This window comes from Streptomyces sp. NPDC127117, assembly GCF_042677325.1.
Classification (GTDB): Bacteria; Actinomycetota; Actinomycetes; order Streptomycetales; family Streptomycetaceae; genus Streptomyces.
In genome coordinates this window covers 1-20,258 of the sequence record NZ_JBHXTM010000095.1, presented here as the reverse complement: position 1 = coordinate 20,258, position 20,258 = coordinate 1, and the positions used below count along the sequence as shown (strand labels likewise).

The window sequence follows — 20,258 nt, the reverse complement described above, 5'->3', positions numbered from 1 at the left end:
TCACGCACCACAACCTGCGGCTCACCCAACCCAACCAAACCAGCCAACCCGGCCAACCCGGCCACACCACCGACACCGACAGCACCATCGGCATCAACAGCACCATCGGCATCAACAGCACCATCGGCATCGACATCCACCAGGACGATCCGACCCGGGTTCTCCGTCTGGGCGGAACGCACCAGGCCCCACACCGAGCCCGCTCCCATGTCCTGGATCTCGCCACCCGCGACGGCCACCGCGCCCCGGGTCACCACGACCAGGCGGGCATCCGTCTCGCTCTCCGCGGCCAGCCACTCCTGCAGCCGGGCCAGTACGTGGACGATCCGCTCACGCACACCCGGGAACACCCCCGTACCGCTCCGCGCACCGGGAACCGTCAGGACCTGGAACCCGGCATCCGCGCCCGGACCCGTCGCCGCGCCCACCTCCGGGGCGCCCGTGGCCGGAACCCACTCCAGACGGAACAGCGACTCGGCCGCGGCCCGGTTCTCCGCCGCCCGCAACTGATCCGCGCTCACCGGCCGGAAGGCCAGGGACCGTACCGCGGCGACCGGGGCACCGGACCCGTCGGCGGCCTCGACCGAAACGGCCCGGTCGCCCGCCGACGCCAGCCGCACCCGCAGCGACGAGGCGCCGGCCGCGTACAGCTTCACGCCCTCCCAGGCGAAAGGCAGTTGCAGCCCGGCCTCGCCCGGGAACAGTCCGCCCGCGCCCACCGCGTGCAGGGCGGAGTCGAGCAGCGCCGGGTGCAGACCGAACCGGCCCGCCCGGCCGGCGGCCTCCTCGCCCAGGGCGACCTCCGCGAACACCTCGTCGGCCCGCCGCCACACCGCCCGGAGGCCCTGGAACGCCGGGCCGTAGCCGTAGCCCGTCGCCGCGAGTTCCGCGTAGAAGTCGGAGACGTCCACCGGCTCGGCGTCCTGCGGCGGCCATACGGTGGCCCAGGACGCGTCCGACGGCTGAACCGCGCCGCCGCCGGTGGTGGCGGTGAGCACGCCGGCCGCGTGACGGGTCCAGGTCTCGGCGCCCTCGGCCTGCCCGTACACCGTCAGCGGGCGTGCGCCGGACCCGACACCGTCCTCGCCCTCCGCGCCGACGACCACCCGGACCACGGACGCGCCGCCCTCCGGCAGCACCAGCGGGGATTCCAGGACGAGTTCGGACACGGTGCCGTGACCGACCTGGTCTCCGGCCCGGACCGCCATCTCGACGAGGGCCGTGCCCGGTACCAGCACCCGCCCGTCGACCACGTGATCGCCGAGCCAGCCGTGCGTACGGACCGCCAGTCGGCCGGTCAGCACCACACCACCCGGACCCGGCAGGTCCAGCACGGCACCCAGGAGCGGATGCTCCGCGCCCTCCAGGCCCACCGAGGCGACATCGCCGGTGAACTCCGCCGGGCGCGGCCAGAACCGCTCGCGCTGGAAGGCATACGTCGGCAGGTCGACGGTACGGGCACCGGTGCCCTCGAAGAAGGCGCCCCAGTCCACGTCCACACCGAGCACCCAGAGCTCGGCGACGGACTGAAGCATCCGGTCGAGTCCGCCCTCGTCGCGACGGAGGGTGCCGAGGGTCGCGGCGTCCGTGTCGGCGTCGTCGATGGTGCCCTGGAGGCCGAGGGAGAGGACGGGGTGGGGGCTGACCTCGATGAAGACCGAGTGCCCGTCGGTGAGGGCGGTGCGGGTGGCCTGTTCGAACTCGACGGTCTCGCGGAGGTTGTTGTACCAGTAGTCGGCACCCATCTCCGTACCGCTCAGGAGGGCCCCGGTGAGGGACGAGTAGAGGGGCGTACCGCCGGCCTGCGGGGTGATACCGGCCAGGAGACGAGCGAGTTCGGTCTCGATCTCCTCGACGTGCGCGGAGTGGGAGGCGTAGTCCACGTCGATCTTGCGGGCGCGGATCTCGTTCGCCAGACAGTCGGTGACCAGCTCGTCCAGAGCCTCCGGGTCACCCGAAACCACCACGGATGAAGGTCCGTTGACGGCGGCGATGGAGATCCGGCCGTCCCAGGCCGCGATCTTCTCCCGGACCCAGGTTGCGGGCTGGGCGACCGACACCATGCCACCACGCCCGGCGAGCGCGATGATCGCCCGGCTGCGCAGGGCCACCACCTTCGCCGCGTCGTCCAGCGACAGAATGCCCGCGACCGCTGCAGCGGCGATCTCGCCCTGGGAGTGGCCGATCACGGCCGCCGGCTCGACACCGTAGGAGCGCCACACCTCGGCGAGGGACACCATCACGGCCCACAGCACCGGCTGCACCACATCCACCCGGTCCAGCCCCGGCGCACCCTTCGCACCCCGTACCACATCCAGCAACGACCAGTCGGTGTACGGCTCCAGCGCAGCCGCGCACTCGGTCATCCGCGCCGCGAACACCGGCGAGGACTCCAACAGCCCCACCGCCATGCCTGCCCACTGCGCACCCTGGCCCGGGAACACGAACACCGGCTTGGCGTAGCTGCCGACCGTGCCGCGTGCCGTGCCGGTGGGCAGGGTGCCTCCGTCCACAGCTCCTCCGGCCAGGGCCTGGAGGCGGTCCGTCATGTCCGGAGTGCTGTCGGCGATCACGACCGCGCGGTGGTCGAACGCCGTCCGCGTCCGGGCCAGCGAGAGGCCGATGTCGGTGAGGGCGGGCGCAGTCGGGGCGTCGAGCACATGGATGCGCAGGCGGTCCGCCTGGTCGAGCAGAGCCTGCGCCGAGCGTCCGGAGACGAGCCACGGCACCGGACGGGCAGCCATGCCGCCGCGCCCGGCAGAGGACTCGGCGGACGCCTGGGCGGCGGTTTCGGATGTCTCGGACGTCTCGGACGTCTCGGGGGTCCTGGAGGTCTCGGCGGTCTCGGCGGTCTCGGCCGGGGGAGCCTCGATGATGGCGTGGGCGTTGGTGCCGCTCATGCCGAACGACGAGACGCCCGCCCGGCGCGGGCGGCCCGGCGCGTCCCAGGTCCGCTCCTCGGTGAGCAGTTCCACCGCACCGGCCGACCAGTCGACGTGCGTGGAGGGGCGGTCGACGTGCAGGGTTCGGGGCAGCACCCCGTGCCGCATCGCCATGACCATCTTGATGATGCCGCCGACACCGGCCGCCGCCTGCGTGTGGCCGATGTTCGACTTGAGGGAGCCCAGCCACAACGGCTGCCCCTCCGGGCGGTCCTGGCCGTAGGTGGCGAGCAGGGCCTGGGCCTCGATCGGGTCGCCCAGCGTCGTTCCCGTGCCGTGCGCCTCGACCACGTCCACATCGCCCGTGCCCAGGCCGGCGTTGGCGAGTGCCTGCCGGATCACCCGCTGCTGGGCGGGGCCGTTCGGGACGGTCAGGCCGCTGCTCGCGCCGTCCTGGTTGACCGCGGAGCCCCGTACGACGGCGAGGATCCGGTGACCGTTGCGCTGTGCGTCCGAGAGCCGCTCCAGCAGCAGCATGCCGACGCCCTCGCCCCAGCCGGTGCCGTCCGCGGAGTCGGCGAAGGCCTTGCACCGGCCGTCGGCGGCCATCGCGCGCTGTCGGCTGAACTCCTGGAACGTGCCCGGTGTCGACATCAGCGCCACACCGCCCGCGGCGGCCAGCGAGCACTCCTGCTCGCGCAGCGCCTGGCATGCCCAGTGCAGGGCCACCAGGGAGGACGAGCAGGCCGTGTCCACCGTCGCGGCCGGTCCTTCGAGACCGAGGGTGTACGAGATGCGCCCGGAGATGACACTGGCCGAACCGCCGACGACGAGATAGCCCTCGACGTTCTCGGCGCTGTTCGGCAGGAGCGTCGGGTAGTCCTGTCCGTTCGTACCGACGAACACGCCGGTACGGCTGCCGCGCAGCGACTCCGGATCGATCCCGGCCCGCTCGAAGAGTTCCCAGGAGGACTCCAGGATCAACCGCTGCTGCGGGTCCATCGTGAGCGCCTCGCGCGGCGAGATGCCGAAGAACCCGGCGTCGAACTCCGTGGCACCGTAAAGGAATCCGCCTTCGTCGCTGATCGAGGAACCGGGGCTGTCCGGGTCCGGGGCGGTCAGTGCCTCCAGGTCCCAGCCGCGGTCCTGCGGGAACGTCGCCACGGCGTCGGTGCCCGAGGCCACCAGCCGCCACAGATCCTCGGGGGAGTCGACCCCGCCCGGGTAGCGGCAGCTCATTCCGACGATCGCGATCGGTTCCTGCTCACCCGAATCCACTTCGCGCAGGCGTTGTTTCGCCTGGCGCAGCTCAGCGGTCATCCACTTCAGGTGATCAAGCAGCTTCTCTTCGCTTGTCATGGAAAATTCCCGCCCTCTTAGGAACCGTCGCTCTTCGTCCGCTCATGGCGATCACGCTTTGTCCGGATCGATGCCGATGGATTACGGACACGGCGGCCGACAGGCGGCGTCATCAAAAGCACCCATGATCGCCCTCAATGGTGGAAGCTATGTGGCTGCACGGGCGGCCGACAACCCCTAACAACGGGGCCGTGACACGCCCCTAATCGGCATCGGAGCAGCGCTGCGGCGGTATCCGGGCAGCGCCGGAGCAGCCATTCCATTAATTGTCGACCGGAATTCGAGGGCATCTGGATCAAATGTGTGGTGATTTTCATCCGCGCGGCAGGACGCTCACTGTGCCTGCTGGTCCCTCCGGCGTACGCGACTTCCCTGCGACATGACGAGGCCGCCTGATGCATACCTCCCCAGTCCGTCACCCCGCTGCCCAGCGACCCGTTGCCCAGCGACCCGTCGTACAGCGATCCGCCGACCAGCACCCCGCTGTCCGGCGTCCTGCCGCTCAGCAGCCCGGCTGGCCCGACACCGAGGCGCTCCGCACGGTCAAGCACCGTCTGGCGGCGAGCCTCCCGCTCGTCATGCCGCGCGAGAGCGACCTGCTCAAGCACCGGCTGGCCGCGGTGGCCGAGGGCCGGGCCATGCTGCTCCAGGGCGGCGACTGTGCGGAAACGCTCGACACCTCCCTGTCCGTCATGGAGAACCGGCTCGACACGCTCTCCCGGATGGCCGCCGCACTGTCCGGCCGCACCGCCCTGCCCGTCGTCGTGCTCGCCCGGATGGCCGGGCAGTACGCCAAGCCCAGGTCCAGTGCCGTCGAGGTGCGCGACGGGGTCACCCTCCCCTCGTACCGGGGCGAGTCCGTCAACGGACAGGAGTTCACGGCGGCGGCCCGCACCCCGGACCCGTACCGGATGCTGCGCGCCCACGAGGCCGCCGCGGCGACCCTGAACCTCGCCCGTGCCCTGGTCGGCGGCAGCCCCACCACGACCCGGGGGCAGGTGCCCGAGGAACTGTTCGTCTCCCACGAGGCGCTGCTGCTCGACTACGAGACGCCGCTGACCCGCATCGACCCGTACTCGCGCCGCCCGTACGCCGGATCCGGTCACCTGCTCTGGGCCGGCGAGCGCACCCGCGACCCCGACGGCGCCCACATCGCCTACCTGGCCGGGATCCGCAACCCGGTGGCGGTGAAGGTCGGGCCGACGGCCGAACCCGACGAACTGCTGGCGCTGATCGAACGGCTCGACCCCGACCAGGAACCGGGCCGGCTCACCTTCGTCGTACGCATGGGGGCCGCGGTCGTACGCGAGAACCTGCCCCTCCTGGTGGAGAAGGTCGCCGCCTCCGGCGCACGCGTGGGCTGGGTCACCGACCCCATGCACGGCAACACGTACACCGCGCCCTCCGGCCACAAGACCCGGGGCTTCGACGCCGTCCTCGACGAGATCACCGGATTCTTCGACGTCCACCACGCGCTCGGCACCCACCCCGGCGGAATCCACCTGGAGATGACCGGGGAGGACGTGACCGAGTGCGTCGGCGGACCCGCCGGAATCGGCCACGACGACCTGACCTCCCGCTACGAATCCGCCTGCGATCCGCGCCTCAACCGCGAACAGTCCCTGGAACTGGCCCAGCGGGTCGCCGAGATCACGGCCACCCGCCGGGCCCCGGCGGCCACCTGGCGGTGAACCCGCTCAAGAAAAACTCGGGAAACGATCCGGGCTGCCCTCATAGGGGGGCCTCGGATCTCTTCAGGGGTTGAAGGACACTCACCGCCTGGAATAGCTTCGCGTCGAGAGCAGTATTGAGGAGAATAATGCGGACTTGAGATCGGGCCGGGCCTGATGTCCTGAATCCCTTCGCGTTTTCCCTCGGTACGGAGAAAAGCTCCCAAAGACGCGATGCGCTGGCTGCTGCCCAGGGTGGGGATGAATGGCGAACGAAGAGACGCTTCGGGATTACCTGAAGCTGGTTGCGGCGGACCTGCACCAGACACGTCAGCGCCTGCGGGAAGTGGAGGCCCGCGACAGCGAGCCGATTGCCGTCGTCGCCATGAGCTGCCGGTATCCGGGCGGTGTACGGAACCCCGAACAGCTGTGGCAGCTGGTCGACTCCGGCGTCGACGCGGTGTCGGACTTCCCGGAGGACCGGGGATGGAGCCGCGGCGACACCGACCCCGGGCCCCAGGAGGGCGCCTCCTTCCGCGAGGAAGGCGGCTTCATCTACGACGCCATCGACTTCGACCCGGCGTTCTTCGGTATCTCGCCGCGCGAGGCCCTCGCCATGGACCCCCAGCAGCGGCTGCTGCTGGAGTGCGCCTGGGAGGCCCTGGAGACCGCCGGGATCACCCCCGGCTCCCTCGCGGGCAGCCGCACCGGCGTGTTCACCGGAACCACCGGCCAGGACTACTCCCATCTGCTGGCCCCGCCCCCCGCGGGCACCGAGGGCTACATCCTCACCGGCACGGCGGCGAGCGTCGTCTCCGGCCGTATCGCCTACACACTCGGCCTCGAAGGCCCCGCCGTGTCCGTCGACACGGCCTGCTCGACCTCCCTCGTGAACATCCACCTCGCCGCCCAGGCCCTGCGCAACGGCGAATGCACGCTCGCCCTCGCCGGCGGCGCGACCATCATGTCGACGCCCAGCGCCTTCGGCGGCTTCAGCGAGCAGGGCGGCCTGGCCGCCGACGCCCGCTGCAAGGCGTTCTCCGCCGAAGCGGACGGCACCGGCTGGAGCGAGGGCGTCGGCATCCTGCTGCTGGAACGGCTCTCCGACGCCCGCCGCAACGGCCACGACATCCTCGCGGTCGTACGCGGCTCCGCCGTCAACCAGGACGGCGCATCGAACGGCCTCACCGCCCCCAACGGCCCCTCCCAGCAGCGCGTCATCCTCGACGCCCTCGCCAACGCCCGCCTGACCACCGCCGATGTCGACGTGGTCGAGGCGCACGGCACGGGCACGAGACTGGGCGACCCGATCGAGGCCGAGGCGCTGCTCGCCACCTATGGCCAGAACCGGCCCGAGGACCGCCCGCTGTGGCTCGGCTCGCTGAAGTCGAACATCGGCCACACCCAGGGCGCCGCCGGTGTCGGCGGAGTCATCAAGATGGTGATGGCCATGCGGCACGGCATCCTGCCGCGGACCCTCCACGCCGACGAGCCCTCACCGCACGTCGACTGGTCCGCCGGTGCCGTCGAACTGCTCACGGAGGCCCGCGCCTGGCCCGCGACCGGTGCGCCGCGCCGGGCCGGCATCTCCTCGTTCGGCATGAGCGGCACCAACGCACACATCCTCGTCGAGCAGGCCCCGGAGCCCGGTGCCGAGCAGGCGGACGGTGCGGCGGAGACCGAGGCGACGGACGAAACGCCCAAGGCTCCGGCCGTACGCACCCCCGTCGTCCCGTGGGTGCTGTCGGCCAAGACGGAACAGGCCCTCGCCGCCCAGGCCGGGCGCCTCCACGCGCACCTTCGCGACCACGCCGACGTCCCGCTCGCGGACATCGGTCACTCCCTCGCCCTGACCCGGACGGCGTTCAACCACCGGGCGGCCGTGGTGGCCGGCGAGCGTGCGGACTTCCTCGCCGCCCTGGAGTCCCTCGCCGAGGGCACACCCTCCGCCGCGGTGGTGAGCGGAACGGCCGGGCGCGGTTCCCGTCCGGTGTTCGTCTTCCCGGGGCAGGGTGCGCAGTGGTTCGGGATGGCGGTGGGGCTGTTGGAGTCCTCGCCGGTGTTCGCGGCGCGGATGGCGGAGTGTGCGGCGGCGCTTGAGCCGTACGTGGACTGGTCGTTGCTGGATGTGGTGCGGGGTGTGGAGGGTGCGCCGGGGCTGGACCGGGTGGACGTGGTCCAGCCCGTGCTCTGGGCCGTGATGGTGTCCCTCGCGGAGGTGTGGCGGTCGTTCGGCGTCCGTCCGGCTGCGGTCATCGGTCACTCGCAGGGTGAGATCGCTGCTGCGGCGGTCGCGGGCATTCTGTCGCTGGGTGATGCGGCGAAGGTGGTGGCGCTGCGCAGCCGGGCGATCATCGCGCTCGCGGGTCGTGGTGGCATGGTGTCGGTCGCCCAGCCCGCAGCGTGGGTGCGGGAGAAGATCGCGGCCTGGGACGGCCGGATCTCCATCGCCGCCGTCAACGGGCCTTCGTCCGTGGTGGTTTCGGGCGTTCCGGAGGCTCTGGACGAGCTGGTCACGGACTGCCTGGCGAACGAGATCCGCGCCCGGAAGATCGACGTGGACTACGCCTCGCACTCCGCGTATGTGGAGGAGATCGAGGCCGAGCTGTCGAAGCTGCTCGCGGGCATCGCTCCGCAGACCGGCGATGTGGCTCTCTACTCGTCCCTCACGGGCGGTCCGCTCGACGGTACGGAGATGGGCTCGGGTTACTGGTACAACAATCTCCGCGAGACCGTCGAGTTCGAGCAGGCCACCCGCACCGCCCTCACCGACGGGCACTCGGTCTTCATCGAGGTCAGCCCCCACCCCGTTCTCACGATCGGTCTCCAGGGCACCATCGAGGACGCCGGCAGCGATGCGGCGGCTCTCGGCACCCTGCGCCGTGACGAGGACGAGGCGCAGCGGCTGCTGACGTCGCTCGGTGAGGCGCACTGCCACGGAGTCGACATCGACTGGACGGCCGTCTTCGGCACCGGCGCCACCCGCGTCGCCCTCCCCACCTACGCCTTCCAACGCACCCGCTACTGGCCCGAGTTCCGGCCCGGGGCCGCCACCGCGCCAGCCCGGACCGTCGACCCGGACGAGGCCCGCTTCTGGCAGGCCATAGAGCAGGGCAACCTCGAAGCCCTCTCCGGCGCACTGGACGGCGCCGACACCGAGCCGCTGCGCGCGGCCCTCCCCGCGCTCACCTCCTGGCGGCGCAGCCGTCAGGAGCGCTCGACCATCGACTCCTGGCGCTACCGCGTCACCTGGAAGCCCGTTGCCTCGACCACCGAGACCACTCTCACCGGCCGCTGGCTGCTCGTCGTACCCGAGAACCCGGCCGACGATGACGCCGAACTCGCGGACACCCTCGCGGACGGCCTGGCCGGGCACGGTGCCGAGATCGTCCGCACGACGCTCCGGGGTCTCCCCGACGCCGAGCTGCCGGACATCGACGGGATCATCTCCCTCGTCGGCCTGGACGAGACCCCGCACGCCGAATTCACGGCGCTGCCGGGCGGCCTCATCGCCACCGTCGACCTGGTCAAGTTCCTGATCGAGGCTGCGGGTCCGGCCCCGCTGTGGACCCTCACACGCGGCGCCGTGGCCGTCGGCAGGTCGGACCCGCCGGCCGACCCGGCGCAGGCGACCGTCACCGGCTTCGGCCGTGTGGTCGGCCTGGAACACCCGGGCTGGTGGGGCGGTCAGATCGACCTGCCCGCCACCCTCGACGACCGCGCCCTCGCGCGGATCGCCGGAATCCTCGGCACCACCGGCGACGAGGACCAGGTCGCCGTACGCGCCTCCGGTGTCTTCGCCCGCCGCCTCGTCCGCGCCCCCTTCGGCGAGCCCGTGCAGTCCTGGAACCCCCGGGGCACCATCCTGATCACCGGCGGCACGGGGGCGCTCGGCACGTTCATCGCCCGATGGCTCGCGGACCAGGGCGCCGAACACCTCGTACTGACCAGCCGACGGGGCCCCGCCGCACCCGGCGCCGCCGAGCTGGAGGCCGAACTCACCGCCAAGGGCGTCCGCGCCACGATCGCCGCCTGCGACGTGAGCGACCGCACCGCCGTCGAGAACCTGGTCGCCGGACTCCGCAGTCAGGGAGACCCCGTCACCGCGGTCATCCACACGGCCGGCGTGAGCCAGCTCAGCTCCATCGAGGACACGGATCACCCCACCTTCGCCGATGTCATCACCGCCAAGGCGGCCGGTGCACGCAACCTCGACCAGGTACTCGGCGACGACCCGCTCGACGCCTTCGTCGTCTTCTCGTCGATCTCCGGCATCTGGGGAAGTGGCGGCCAGGGCGCCTACGCCGCGGCCAACACCTACCTCGACGCCTTCGCCGCGGACCGCCGCGCCCGCGGCCGGACCGCCACCGCGGTCTCCTGGGGTGCCTGGGGCGGCGCCGGCATGGCCAAGGGCGAGGCGGAGCAACTGCTCAGCCGCCGCGGTCTGCCGGTCATGGACCCCGAGCTGACGATCAACGCGATGCGCCAGGCCGTCGAACACGGCGAGACCACCCTGACCGTCGCCGACATCCGCTGGGACCGCTTCGTCCCCTCCTTCACCGTGGCGCGCCGCAGCCCGCTGCTCGAAGACCTCCCCGAAGTACGGGAGATCCTCGACGCGGCCGAGGCCGAGGCGGGCGGCGCCGAATCGGGCGTCACCTCCGCCCTCCAGCGCCGGCTCGCCGGGCTGACCCCCGCCGAACAGCGCAACCGGATGGTGGAACTCGTGCGCGGCGAGGCCGCCGCAGCCCTCGGCCACACCGACGCAGGCGCGCTCGACACCTCACGCCCCTTCCGCGAACTCGGCTTCGACTCGCTGACCGCCGTGGACGTGCGCAACCGCCTGAACACCGCCAGCGGCCTGCGCCTGCCCGCCACCCTCGTCTTCGACCACCCCACGGTCGCGGAACTCGCCGGCCACCTCCTCACCCTCGTACTCGACGAGCCGGCCGAGGACCTGTCCGCCGATCCCTCCACGAGCCGGTCCACGGCACTGTCCCCGACCGGGGCCGGACCGGACGAGGACCCGGTCGTCATCGTCGGCATGAGCTGCCGCTTCCCGGGCGGCGCGAACTCGCCGGAAGACCTCTGGCGGGTGGTCGCCCAAGGCGTCGACACCGTGGGCGACATCCCCGCGGACCGCGGCTGGCCGGGCAGCGAAACCGCCGACCGCCCGGCGGCAGCGGGCGGCTGGCTCGCCGGTGCGGGCGACTTCGACGCCGGGTTCTTCGGCATCAACCCGCGCGAGGCCCTGGCCATGGACCCACAGCAGCGACTGCTGCTGGAGGCGTCCTGGGAGGCCCTCGAACGGTCCGGAATCGACCCTTCATCGATGCGGGGCAGCCGCACGGGCGTGTACATCGGCGCCTCCTCGCAGGGTTACGGCAGCGATGTCACCCGTACCCCCGAAGGCACCGAGGGCTACCTCATGACCGGCACGGCCACCGCCGTGCTCTCCGGCCGGGTCTCGTACACCCTCGGGCTGGAGGGCCCGGCGGTGACGGTCGACACGGCCTGCTCGTCCTCGCTGGTCGCCCTGCACATGGCGGTCCAGGCCCTGCGCAGCGGCGAATGCTCGGCCGCCCTCGTCGGCGGTGTCGCCGTGATGGCGACCGGTACGGTCTTCGCCGAGTTCAGCCGACAGGGCGGACTCGCCGGGGACGGCCGCGTCAAGGCGTTCGCGGACGCGGCGGACGGCACCGGCTGGGGCGAGGGCGTCGGGGTCCTGCTCGTCGAGCGGCTCTCGGACGCCGTACGCAACGGCCACGACGTGCTCGCGGTCGTACGGGGCTCCGCGATCAACCAGGACGGCGCGTCCAACGGCCTCACCGCCCCCAACGGCCCGGCCCAGCAACGCGTGATCCGTCAGGCGCTCGCCCATGCCGGGATCTCGGCCGCCGAAGTGGACGCCGTCGAGGCACACGGCACCGGTACGACGCTGGGCGACCCGATCGAGGCGCAGGCGCTGCTCGCCACCTACGGGCAGGAGCGGACGGAGGACCGGCCGCTGTGGCTGGGGTCGCTGAAGTCCAACATCGGCCACACCCAGGCCGCGGCGGGTGTCGCGAGCATCATCAAGATGGTCATGGCGATGCGCCACGGGGTGCTGCCCCGGACCCTCCACGTCGACACACCATCCACCGAGGTGGACTGGTCGGCGGGCGCGGTGGAACTGCTCACCGAGGCCCGCGACTGGCCGGCCACCGAGGACCGGCCGCGCCGCGCGGGAGTTTCCTCCTTCGGAGTCAGCGGCACCAACGCCCACACCATCCTTGAGGAACCGCCGACCGTAGAGCGCGGCACCGGGGGCGGGACGACCTCCGGCCGACCGGCCCCGGCCACCGTGCCGTGGATCCTGTCCGGCCGCGGGGAGAACGCCCTGCGAGCGCAGGCCGGGCTGCTCGCGGAGTACGTCAGCGGGCAGGGGTCCGCCGATCCGGCGCCGCTGGACACCGCCTGGTCGCTGGCCACGGGCCGCGCCCATCTGGAGCACCGGGCCGTCGTCGTCGCAGGCGAACGGGAGGAGTTCCTCACCGGACTGAAGGCGATCGCCACAGGCATACCGGCCCCGGGTGTGGTGCGGGGCGTCGTGGGCTCCGGTCGTTCGGCGTTCCTGTTCTCGGGTCAGGGTTCGCAGCGGTCGGGGATGGGCCGTGAGCTGTACGAGGCGTACCCGGTGTTCGCGGATGCGTTCGATGCGGTGTGCGCGGAGTTGGACCGGCATCTGGACGAGTCGGTGAAGGGTGTGGTGTTCGGTGGGTCGGAGCTGATCGACCAGACCATGTACACGCAGGCGGGGTTGTTCGCGGTCGAGGTGGCGTTGTTCCGGCTGCTGGAGCACTGGGGGGTGACCCCGGACTTCCTGCTGGGGCACTCGATCGGTGAGCTGGCTGCCGCGCATGTGGCGGGTGTGTGGTCGCTGGAGGATGCGGCGGCGTTGGTCGCGGCGCGGGGCCGTCTGATGCAGGCGCTGCCCACGGGTGGGGCGATGGTCGCCATCCAGGCCACGGAGGCGGAGGTGCTGCCGCTGCTCACCGACGGTGTCTCCATCGCCGCCCTGAACGGCCCGGATTCCGTGGTGATTTCGGGTGACGAGGACTCCGTGCTCGCGATCGCGTCGGGCTTCGGGAAGACGAAGCGGCTGCGGGTGAGCCATGCGTTCCACTCGCCGCGCATGGAACCCATGCTGGCCGAGTTCAAGACGGTGGCCGAGGGGCTGACGTTCCGCACGCCGCAGATTCCGATCGTCTCCGACCTGACCGGTGAAATTGCCGGTGAGGAGCTGCTGACGGCCGACTACTGGGTGGACCACGTCCGCCGGGCGGTCCGCTTCCTCGACGGGATGCGCCACCTGGAGTCCCAGGGCGTCACCACGTACGTGGAAATCGGCCCCGGCGGAGTGTTGTCCGCGATGGGCCAGTCCTGCGTCACCGAGGACGCCGGCTTCGTACCCGCCCTGCGCAAGGACCGTACCGAGACCGAGGCGCTCACCACCGCCGTGGCGGAGCTGCATGCGCACGGCGCCTCCGTCGACTGGTCGGCGTACTACGCGAACACCGGCGCCCGACGCACCGACCTGCCCACCTACGCCTTCCAGCACGAGCACTACTGGCTGCGCTCCGCCGGACCCGCGCTCGGTGATCTCAGCCAGATGGGCATGGGAACCACGGAGCACCCCTTCCTCGACGCCTCCGTGACCGTCGCCGGATCGGACGGGCTGCTGCTCAGCGGCCGGATCGGGCTCGACACCCACCCGTGGCTCGCCGACCACGCGGTCATGGGCACGGTGCTGCTGCCCGGTGCCGCGTTCGTCGATCTCGCCGCCCATGCCGCGGCCGAGGCGGGCTGCGACCGGGTCGAGGAGCTGACCATTGCCGCCCCGCTCGTCCTGGGCACCGCGGATGCCGTCGTCCTCCAGTTGTGGGCCGGTCCCGCGGAGGACGGCCGGCGCCCGTTGGAAATCCACTCCCGCCCGGCTCACGAGGCCACGGCCCGCTGGACGCGCCACGCGAGCGGCATCCTCGTGACGGAGACCGCCGGTCGGCCCGGTCCGGCCCTGGTGGAGTGGCCGCCGCAGGACGCGGAGCCGGTACCGGTCGACGGCGTGTACGACTTCATGAACGAGATCGGCTACGGCTACGGCCCCGTCTTCCAGGGCCTGCGAGCGGTGTGGCGCGGCAAGGACGAGGTCTTCGCCGAGGTCGCGCTGCCCGAGGACGTGTGGGACGAGGCGGGTCGCTTCGGTCTGCACCCGGCGCTGCTCGACTCCGCCCTGCACGCCATCGGGGTCAGTGGCGGCTCCCTCGCCGAGGGGGGCCAACTGCCGTTCGCCTGGACCGGCGTGACCGTGTACGCGGTCGGCTCGCCGGTGCTGCGGGTCCGGATCACCACCGCCGACAGCGGCGCCGTTTCGCTCGATCTGGCCGATGCCGCCGGTTCGCCGGTGGCGCGGATCGACTCCCTCGTCATGCGGCCGCTGAGCGCCGGACAGCTGACGCCCCCGTCCCAGGGGGGCTCCGACTCGCTGTTCCGCCTGGAATGGACGCCTGTCGAGATCCCGAAGGCCGACACCTTCAGCGATGCCGATGACGCCGACCATTCCGATGACGCCGATGGCTCCGACGACGCCGATGGTTCCGAAGACGCCGTGACGGTTCTCGAAGTGCCCGCGCTCGGCTCCTTGGCCGGCGCCGACGTGGTGGCCGGTGTACACGGGCGGGTGTCCGACATCCTGAACCGGCTGCAGGACTGGCTGGGCGCCGACCACGACGACCGGGCGCGCCTGGTCGTCGTGACCCGCGGCGCGGTGGCCGTCGGCGGCTCCGAGGTATCGGACCCGGCCGCCGCCGCGGTGTGGGGCCTGGTGCGCTCGGCCCAGTCCGAACACCCGCACCGGATCGGCCTGGTCGACATCGACGACTCCGCCGAGGGCCACGACTTCCTCGCCGTTCTCGCCGCTACCGGGGAGCAGCAGGCAGCGATCCGCACCGGCGAGGTGTACGTACCGCGTCTGGCACGCGTCGCGGTCCCGGACGAGCAGCCCCTCCCGGCCGTGGACGGCGCGGTGCTCGTCACCGGCGCGAGCGGCGGCCTCGGCGGCCTGGTGGCCCGCCACCTCGTCGAGACCTGGGGCGCCCGGGACCTCGTACTCGTCGCCCGCCGCCCCGAAGGCGGCCCCGGCGGCCCCGGACTCGCCGCGGAACTCGAAGAGCTGGGTGCCACCGTCCGCTGGGTGACCTGCGACGCGGGCGACCGCGCCGCGCTCGCAGCGGTCATCGACGGGATCGCCGCACAGGACGGCGGCCTGGCCGGCGTCGTCCACGCGGCCGGTGTCGTGGACGACGGCGTCCTCGAATCCCTCACCCCCGAGCGGATCACGGACGTGCTGCGGCCGAAGGCCGACGCGGGCTGGTACCTGCACGAACTCACCGCCCACCTCGACCTGTCCTTCTTCGCCCTGTACTCCTCGGCCGCCGGCACCTTCGGCGGTCCCGGCCAGGCCAACTACGCGGCGGCCAACGCCTTCCTGGACGCCCTGGCCGCCGTACGCCGGGCCCAGGGCCTGCCCGCCACCTCGCTCGCCTGGGGCCCCTGGGGCGAGGGCGGCATGCTCGGCGAGCTGGGCGCGGGCGACATCGCCCGCATGAGCCGGGCGGGCATGGCCCCGCTCTCCGCGGAGCAGGGCCTCGGCCTCTTCGACGCCGCGGCCCGCGCCACCGAGCCGCACTTGCTCCTCACCCGGCTGACCCCGAACGAGTCGCAGGTACGCGCCGACATGCTGCCGCCACTGCTGCGCCCGTACTTCCGTACGGCCACCCGTCCGCAGGCCGCAGCCGGCCGGCCCGGTGCCGAATCGGCGACGTCCCTCAAGGAACAGCTGTCCCGGCACACCGACGACGAGCGCTACCGCGCCGTGCTCGACGTGGTCCGCGACGCGATCGCCACCGTGCTCGGCCACTCCTCGTCCGCCGTGGTCGAGGTGAGCAGGGGCTTCCTGGAGATCGGGTTCGACTCCCTCACGGCCGTCGAACTCCGCAACCGGATCAACCAGGTCACCGGTCTCAAACTGGCGGCCACCCTGATCTTCGACCACCCGTCGCCGGAGGCGCTGGCCCGCCACCTCTCCGAGGAACTCGCCTCGGAGACCAAGGTGTCCGCCCTCGCGCTGCTCAGCGAACTGGACCGCATCGAAGCCTCGTTGGCCGTTGTCCCCGCGGACGACGACGACCGCTCCCAGGTCACGGAACGTCTACGCGGTCTCCTCTCGGCCTGGACCGACAGCCGGCCCACGGCCGGTGGCGGCCAGGACGACACGACCGACCTCGAATCCGCGACCGCGGACGAGCTCTTCGACCTTCTCGACGGCGAGCTGGGACTGTCCTGACCCTCGTGTTCGTCCCCGCGTCCACCGGCGCGGGGACTTCCACGCCCCCTGCGCCGATCCCGCCTCGCTCTCAAGGAGTGCCACGTCATGTCGAACGAGGAAAAGTTCCTCGAGTACCTCAAGCGCGCCACGGCGGATCTGCGGGAGGCCCGTACCCGACTGCGTGAATTCGAGGACCGCGACCGCGAGCCCATCGCCATCGTCGGAATGAGCTGCCGCTACCCCGGAGGCATCGGCTCTCCCGAGGACCTGTGGCGGCTCGTCGAGGACGGCGGCGACGGCATCTCGGAGTTCCCGACCGACCGGGAATGGGACGTCGAGCGGCTGTTCGGCGTCGACGAGGCGGGCACGTCCAACGCGTGGGCCGGCGGATTCCTGGACAGCGCCACCGAGTTCGACCCGGCGTTCTTCGGGATCTCGCCGCGCGAGGCCCTGGCGATGGACCCCCAGCAGCGGCTGCTGCTCGAAGCCTCCTGGGAGGTGTTCGAGCGCGCGGGCATCGACCCGGCCACGGTCAAGGGCAGCCGTACGGGCGTCTTCGCCGGCCTGATGTACCACGACTACCTGACGCTCATGCAGTCCCTCCCCGAGGGCGTCGAGGGCTACCTGGGCACCGGCACCTCCGGCAGCGTCGTGACCGGCCGCATCGCCTACACCCTTGGCCTGGAGGGCCCGGCGGTGACGGTGGACACCGCCTGCTCGTCGTCGCTGGTCGCCCTGCACATGGCCATCCAGGCGCTGCGCTCCGGCGAGTGCTCCATGGCACTGGCGGGCGGTGTGACCGTCATGTCGACGCCGGGTACCTTCGTCGACTTCAGCCGTCAGGACGGCCTCTCCTTCGACGGCCGCTGCAAGTCGTTCTCCGACGACGCGGACGGCACCGGCTGGTCCGAGGGCGTCGGCATGCTCCTCGTCGAGAAGCTCTCGGACGCCCGCCGCAACGGCCACCGGATCCTCGCGGTCATCCGCGGATCGGCCGTCAACCAGGACGGCGCCAGCAGCGGCCTGACCGCCCCGAACGGTCCGTCGCAGCAGCGGGTGATCCGCCAGGCGCTGGCCAACGCACGAGTCTCCGCCGCCGACATCGACGTCGTCGAGGCACACGGCACGGGCACCACCCTGGGCGACCCGATCGAGGCACAGGCGCTGATCAACACGTACGGCCAGGAGCGGGCGGAAGGCCGACCGCTGTGGCTCGGTTCGCTGAAGTCCAACATCGGCCACACCCAGGCCGCGGCGGGCGTCGCGGGCATCATCAAGATGGTCATGGCCATGCGCCACGGCGTCATGCCCCGGACCCTCCACGCCGACCGGCCGACCTCCCAGGTGGACTGGGAGGCGGGTGCGGTGGAACTGCTCACCGACGCCCGGGAGTGGCCCGAAACGGGGGAGCGGCCGCGCCGCGCCGCCGTCTCCTCCTTCGGCGTGAGCGGTACGAACGCGCACGTGATCCTGGAGCAGGCGCAGGAGGAGCCTGTTGAAGTGCCGGTTGCCGGGGTTGCTCTGCCGGTGGTGCCGTGGGTGCTTTCCGCGAAGTCGGAGGAGGCGCTGGCCGCTCAGGCGGAGCGGCTGCTGGCCCGGGTGGGCCAGGCGTCGTCGCTGGACATCGGCTACTCGCTCGCACTGACACGGGCGCGCTTCGAGCACCGTGCGGTGGTGGTGGGTGAGGACCGTGAGGCGTTGCTGCGGGCGGTTGCCGAGGGGCGGTCGGTGCCGGGTGTGGTGCGGGGTGTCGCGGGCTCCGGTCGTTCGGCGTTCCTGTTCTCGGGTCAGGGTTCGCAGCGGGCCGGGATGGGCCAGGAGCTGTACGACACCTACCCCGTGTTCGCCGATGCGTTCGACGCGGTCTGCGCCGAACTCGACCGGCATCTCGATCGGCCGGTCAGGGAGGTGGTGTTCGGTGGGTCGGAGCTGATCGACCAGACCGTGTACACGCAGGCCGGGCTGTTCGCCATCGAGGTGGCGCTGTTCCGGCTGCTGGAGCACTGGGGCGTGACCCCGGACTTCCTGCTGGGGCACTCGATCGGTGAGCTGGCTGCCGCGCATGTCGCGGGGGTCTGGTCCCTGGAGGATGCGGCGGCGTTGGTCGCCGCCCGGGGCCGTCTGATGCAGGCCCTGCCCACGGGTGGGGCGATGGTCGCCATCCAGGCCACGGAGGCGGAGGTCCTGCCGCTGCTCACCGACGGCGTCTCCATCGCAGCCCTGAACGGCCCGGACTCCGTGGTGATTTCGGGCGACGAGGATGCCGTACTGGGCATCGCGTCCGGCTTCGGGAAGACGAAGCGGCTGCGCGTCAGCCACGCGTTCCACTCGCCGCGCATGGAACCCATGCTGGCCGAGTTCAAGGCAGTGGCGGAGAATCTGACGTTCCACGCACCGCAGCTCCCCATCGTCTCCAACCTGACCGGTGAAATTGCCGGTGAGGAACTGCTGACGGCCGACTACTGGGTGGACCATGTCCGCCGGGCGGTCCGCTTTCTCGACGGGATGCGCCACCTGGAGTCCCAGGGCGTCACGACGTACGTGGAGCTGGGCCCCGGCGGAGTCCTCTCCGCGATGGGCCAGTCCTGCGTCACCGAGGACGCCGCCTTCGTACCGGCCCTGCGCAAGGACCGTGCCGAGGCCGAGGCGCTTGTCACCGCTGTCGCGGAGCTGCATGCGCGTGGCGCCGGCGTCGACTGGGCCGCGTACTACGCGAACACCGGTGCCCGGCACGTCGACCTGCCGACCTACGCCTTCCAGCACCAGCACTACTGGCCCAAGAACTCCGTCCCGGCAGGTGATCTGACCAGCATCGGTCTGAGTTCGTCCGAGCACCCGCTGCTCGTGGGATCGGTCGCGCTCGCGGGCGAGGATGTCTCGCTGTTCACGAGTCGGTTGTCGCTGGAGTCGCATCCGTGGCTGTCCGATCACGCGGTCTTCGGCTCGGTGCTGCTGCCCGGCACTGCCTTCGTCGAGCTTGCGCTGCATGCCGGTGAGCGCGTCGGCTGCGCGGTGCTCGACGAGCTGACCATCCAGGCTCCATTGGTCCTGCCCGAGCGGGGGGCCGTGATCCTCCAGGTCGTCGTGGGTGCCGAGGGTGGGGACGGCCGGCGTCCGGTCGCCATCCACTCCAGCCCGGCCGGCAGCGTCGAGGACGAGACCTGGACCCTGCACGCCTCCGGTGTCGTCGCTGCCGAGGCCGATGTGCACCCCGTCGTCACGCTCGCCGAGTGGCCGCCGCGTGACGCGGTGGTCGTCGAGACCGGTGGCCTGTACGAGGAGATGGCCGGCGCCGGGTTCGGCTACGGTCCCGTCTTCCAGGGCCTGCGCGCGGTGTGGCGGCGCGGGGACGAGGTGTTCACCGAGGTCGCACTCGACCAGGGCCTCTGGGACGAGGCGGGCCGGTTCGGTCTGCACCCGGCGCTGCTCGATTCCGCCCTGCACGCCATCGGGGTGAGCGGTGGCCTGGCCGGTCTCGATGGTCCGGGGCTGCCGTTCGCCTGGACCGGCGTGAATCTGACCGCCGTCGGCTCGCCCGTCCTGCGCGTCCGGATCTCGGAAGGCCGGGGCGGCGCGGTGGCGCTGGACCTCGCCGACGGCACCGGGGCCCCCGTCGGGCGCGTCGACGCGCTCGTCCTGCGGCCGGTGACGGCCGAACAGATCGACGGGGCTTCGCCGCGCGAGGGATCCGACTCGTTGTTCCGGCTGGACTGGGTGCCGGTTCCGACCACCCAGGACGCCGACCCGGCGGGGGAGTTCGACGTACTGGTGGTCCCTGGCCCCGACGCGGATGCCGATGCCGACGTGGTCGGGGACGTCCACGGCCGTGTAGCCGATGTGCTCGCCCGGCTTCAGCGCTGGCTGATCGACGATTCGGCCGGCCGCTTGGTGGTGGTGACGCGTGGTGCGGTGGGTGAGGTTTCGGATCTTGGTGCGGCTGCGGTGTGGGGGCTGGTGCGTTCGGCGCAGTCCGAGCATCCG

General features: G+C 71.9%; 4 protein-coding genes. 3 read left to right on the top strand and 1 reads right to left on the bottom strand.

What is annotated here, in order from left to right:
• Nucleotides 1–4,241, bottom strand: a 4,241-nt coding sequence (locus ACFVH0_RS39105) for a type I polyketide synthase (protein ID WP_385828193.1), incomplete at its 3' end; no start/stop codon positions are given.
• Between the two features lie 395 nt (nucleotides 4,242–4,636).
• On the opposite strand from ACFVH0_RS39105, the gene ACFVH0_RS39100 reads away from it, so the two are divergent.
• From ACFVH0_RS39100 to ACFVH0_RS39090, 3 genes are all read left to right on the top strand, one after another.
• Entirely contained in the window at nucleotides 4,637–5,932 is a 1,296-nt protein-coding gene (locus ACFVH0_RS39100; RefSeq protein ID WP_385828192.1) for a 3-deoxy-7-phosphoheptulonate synthase, read from the top strand.
• A gap of 244 nt (nucleotides 5,933–6,176) precedes the next feature.
• Nucleotides 6,177–16,295, top strand: coding sequence for a type I polyketide synthase (locus tag ACFVH0_RS39095; RefSeq protein ID WP_385828191.1), 10,119 nt, complete (start codon nucleotides 6,177–6,179; stop codon nucleotides 16,293–16,295).
• 87 nt (nucleotides 16,296–16,382) lie between these two features.
• The coding region (locus ACFVH0_RS39090; protein ID WP_385828190.1) for a type I polyketide synthase at nucleotides 16,383–20,258 on the top strand (3,876 nt) is incomplete at its 3' end.

Bases quoted from the DNA above. Each gene is read 5' to 3' on its own strand.
- ACFVH0_RS39095 (WP_385828191.1), top strand. From the start codon at position 6,177: ATGGCGAACGAAGAGACGCTTCGGGATTACCTGAAGCTGGTTGCGGCG.
- ACFVH0_RS39100 (WP_385828192.1), top strand. From the start codon at position 4,637: ATGCATACCTCCCCAGTCCGTCACCCCGCTGCCCAGCGACCCGTTGCC.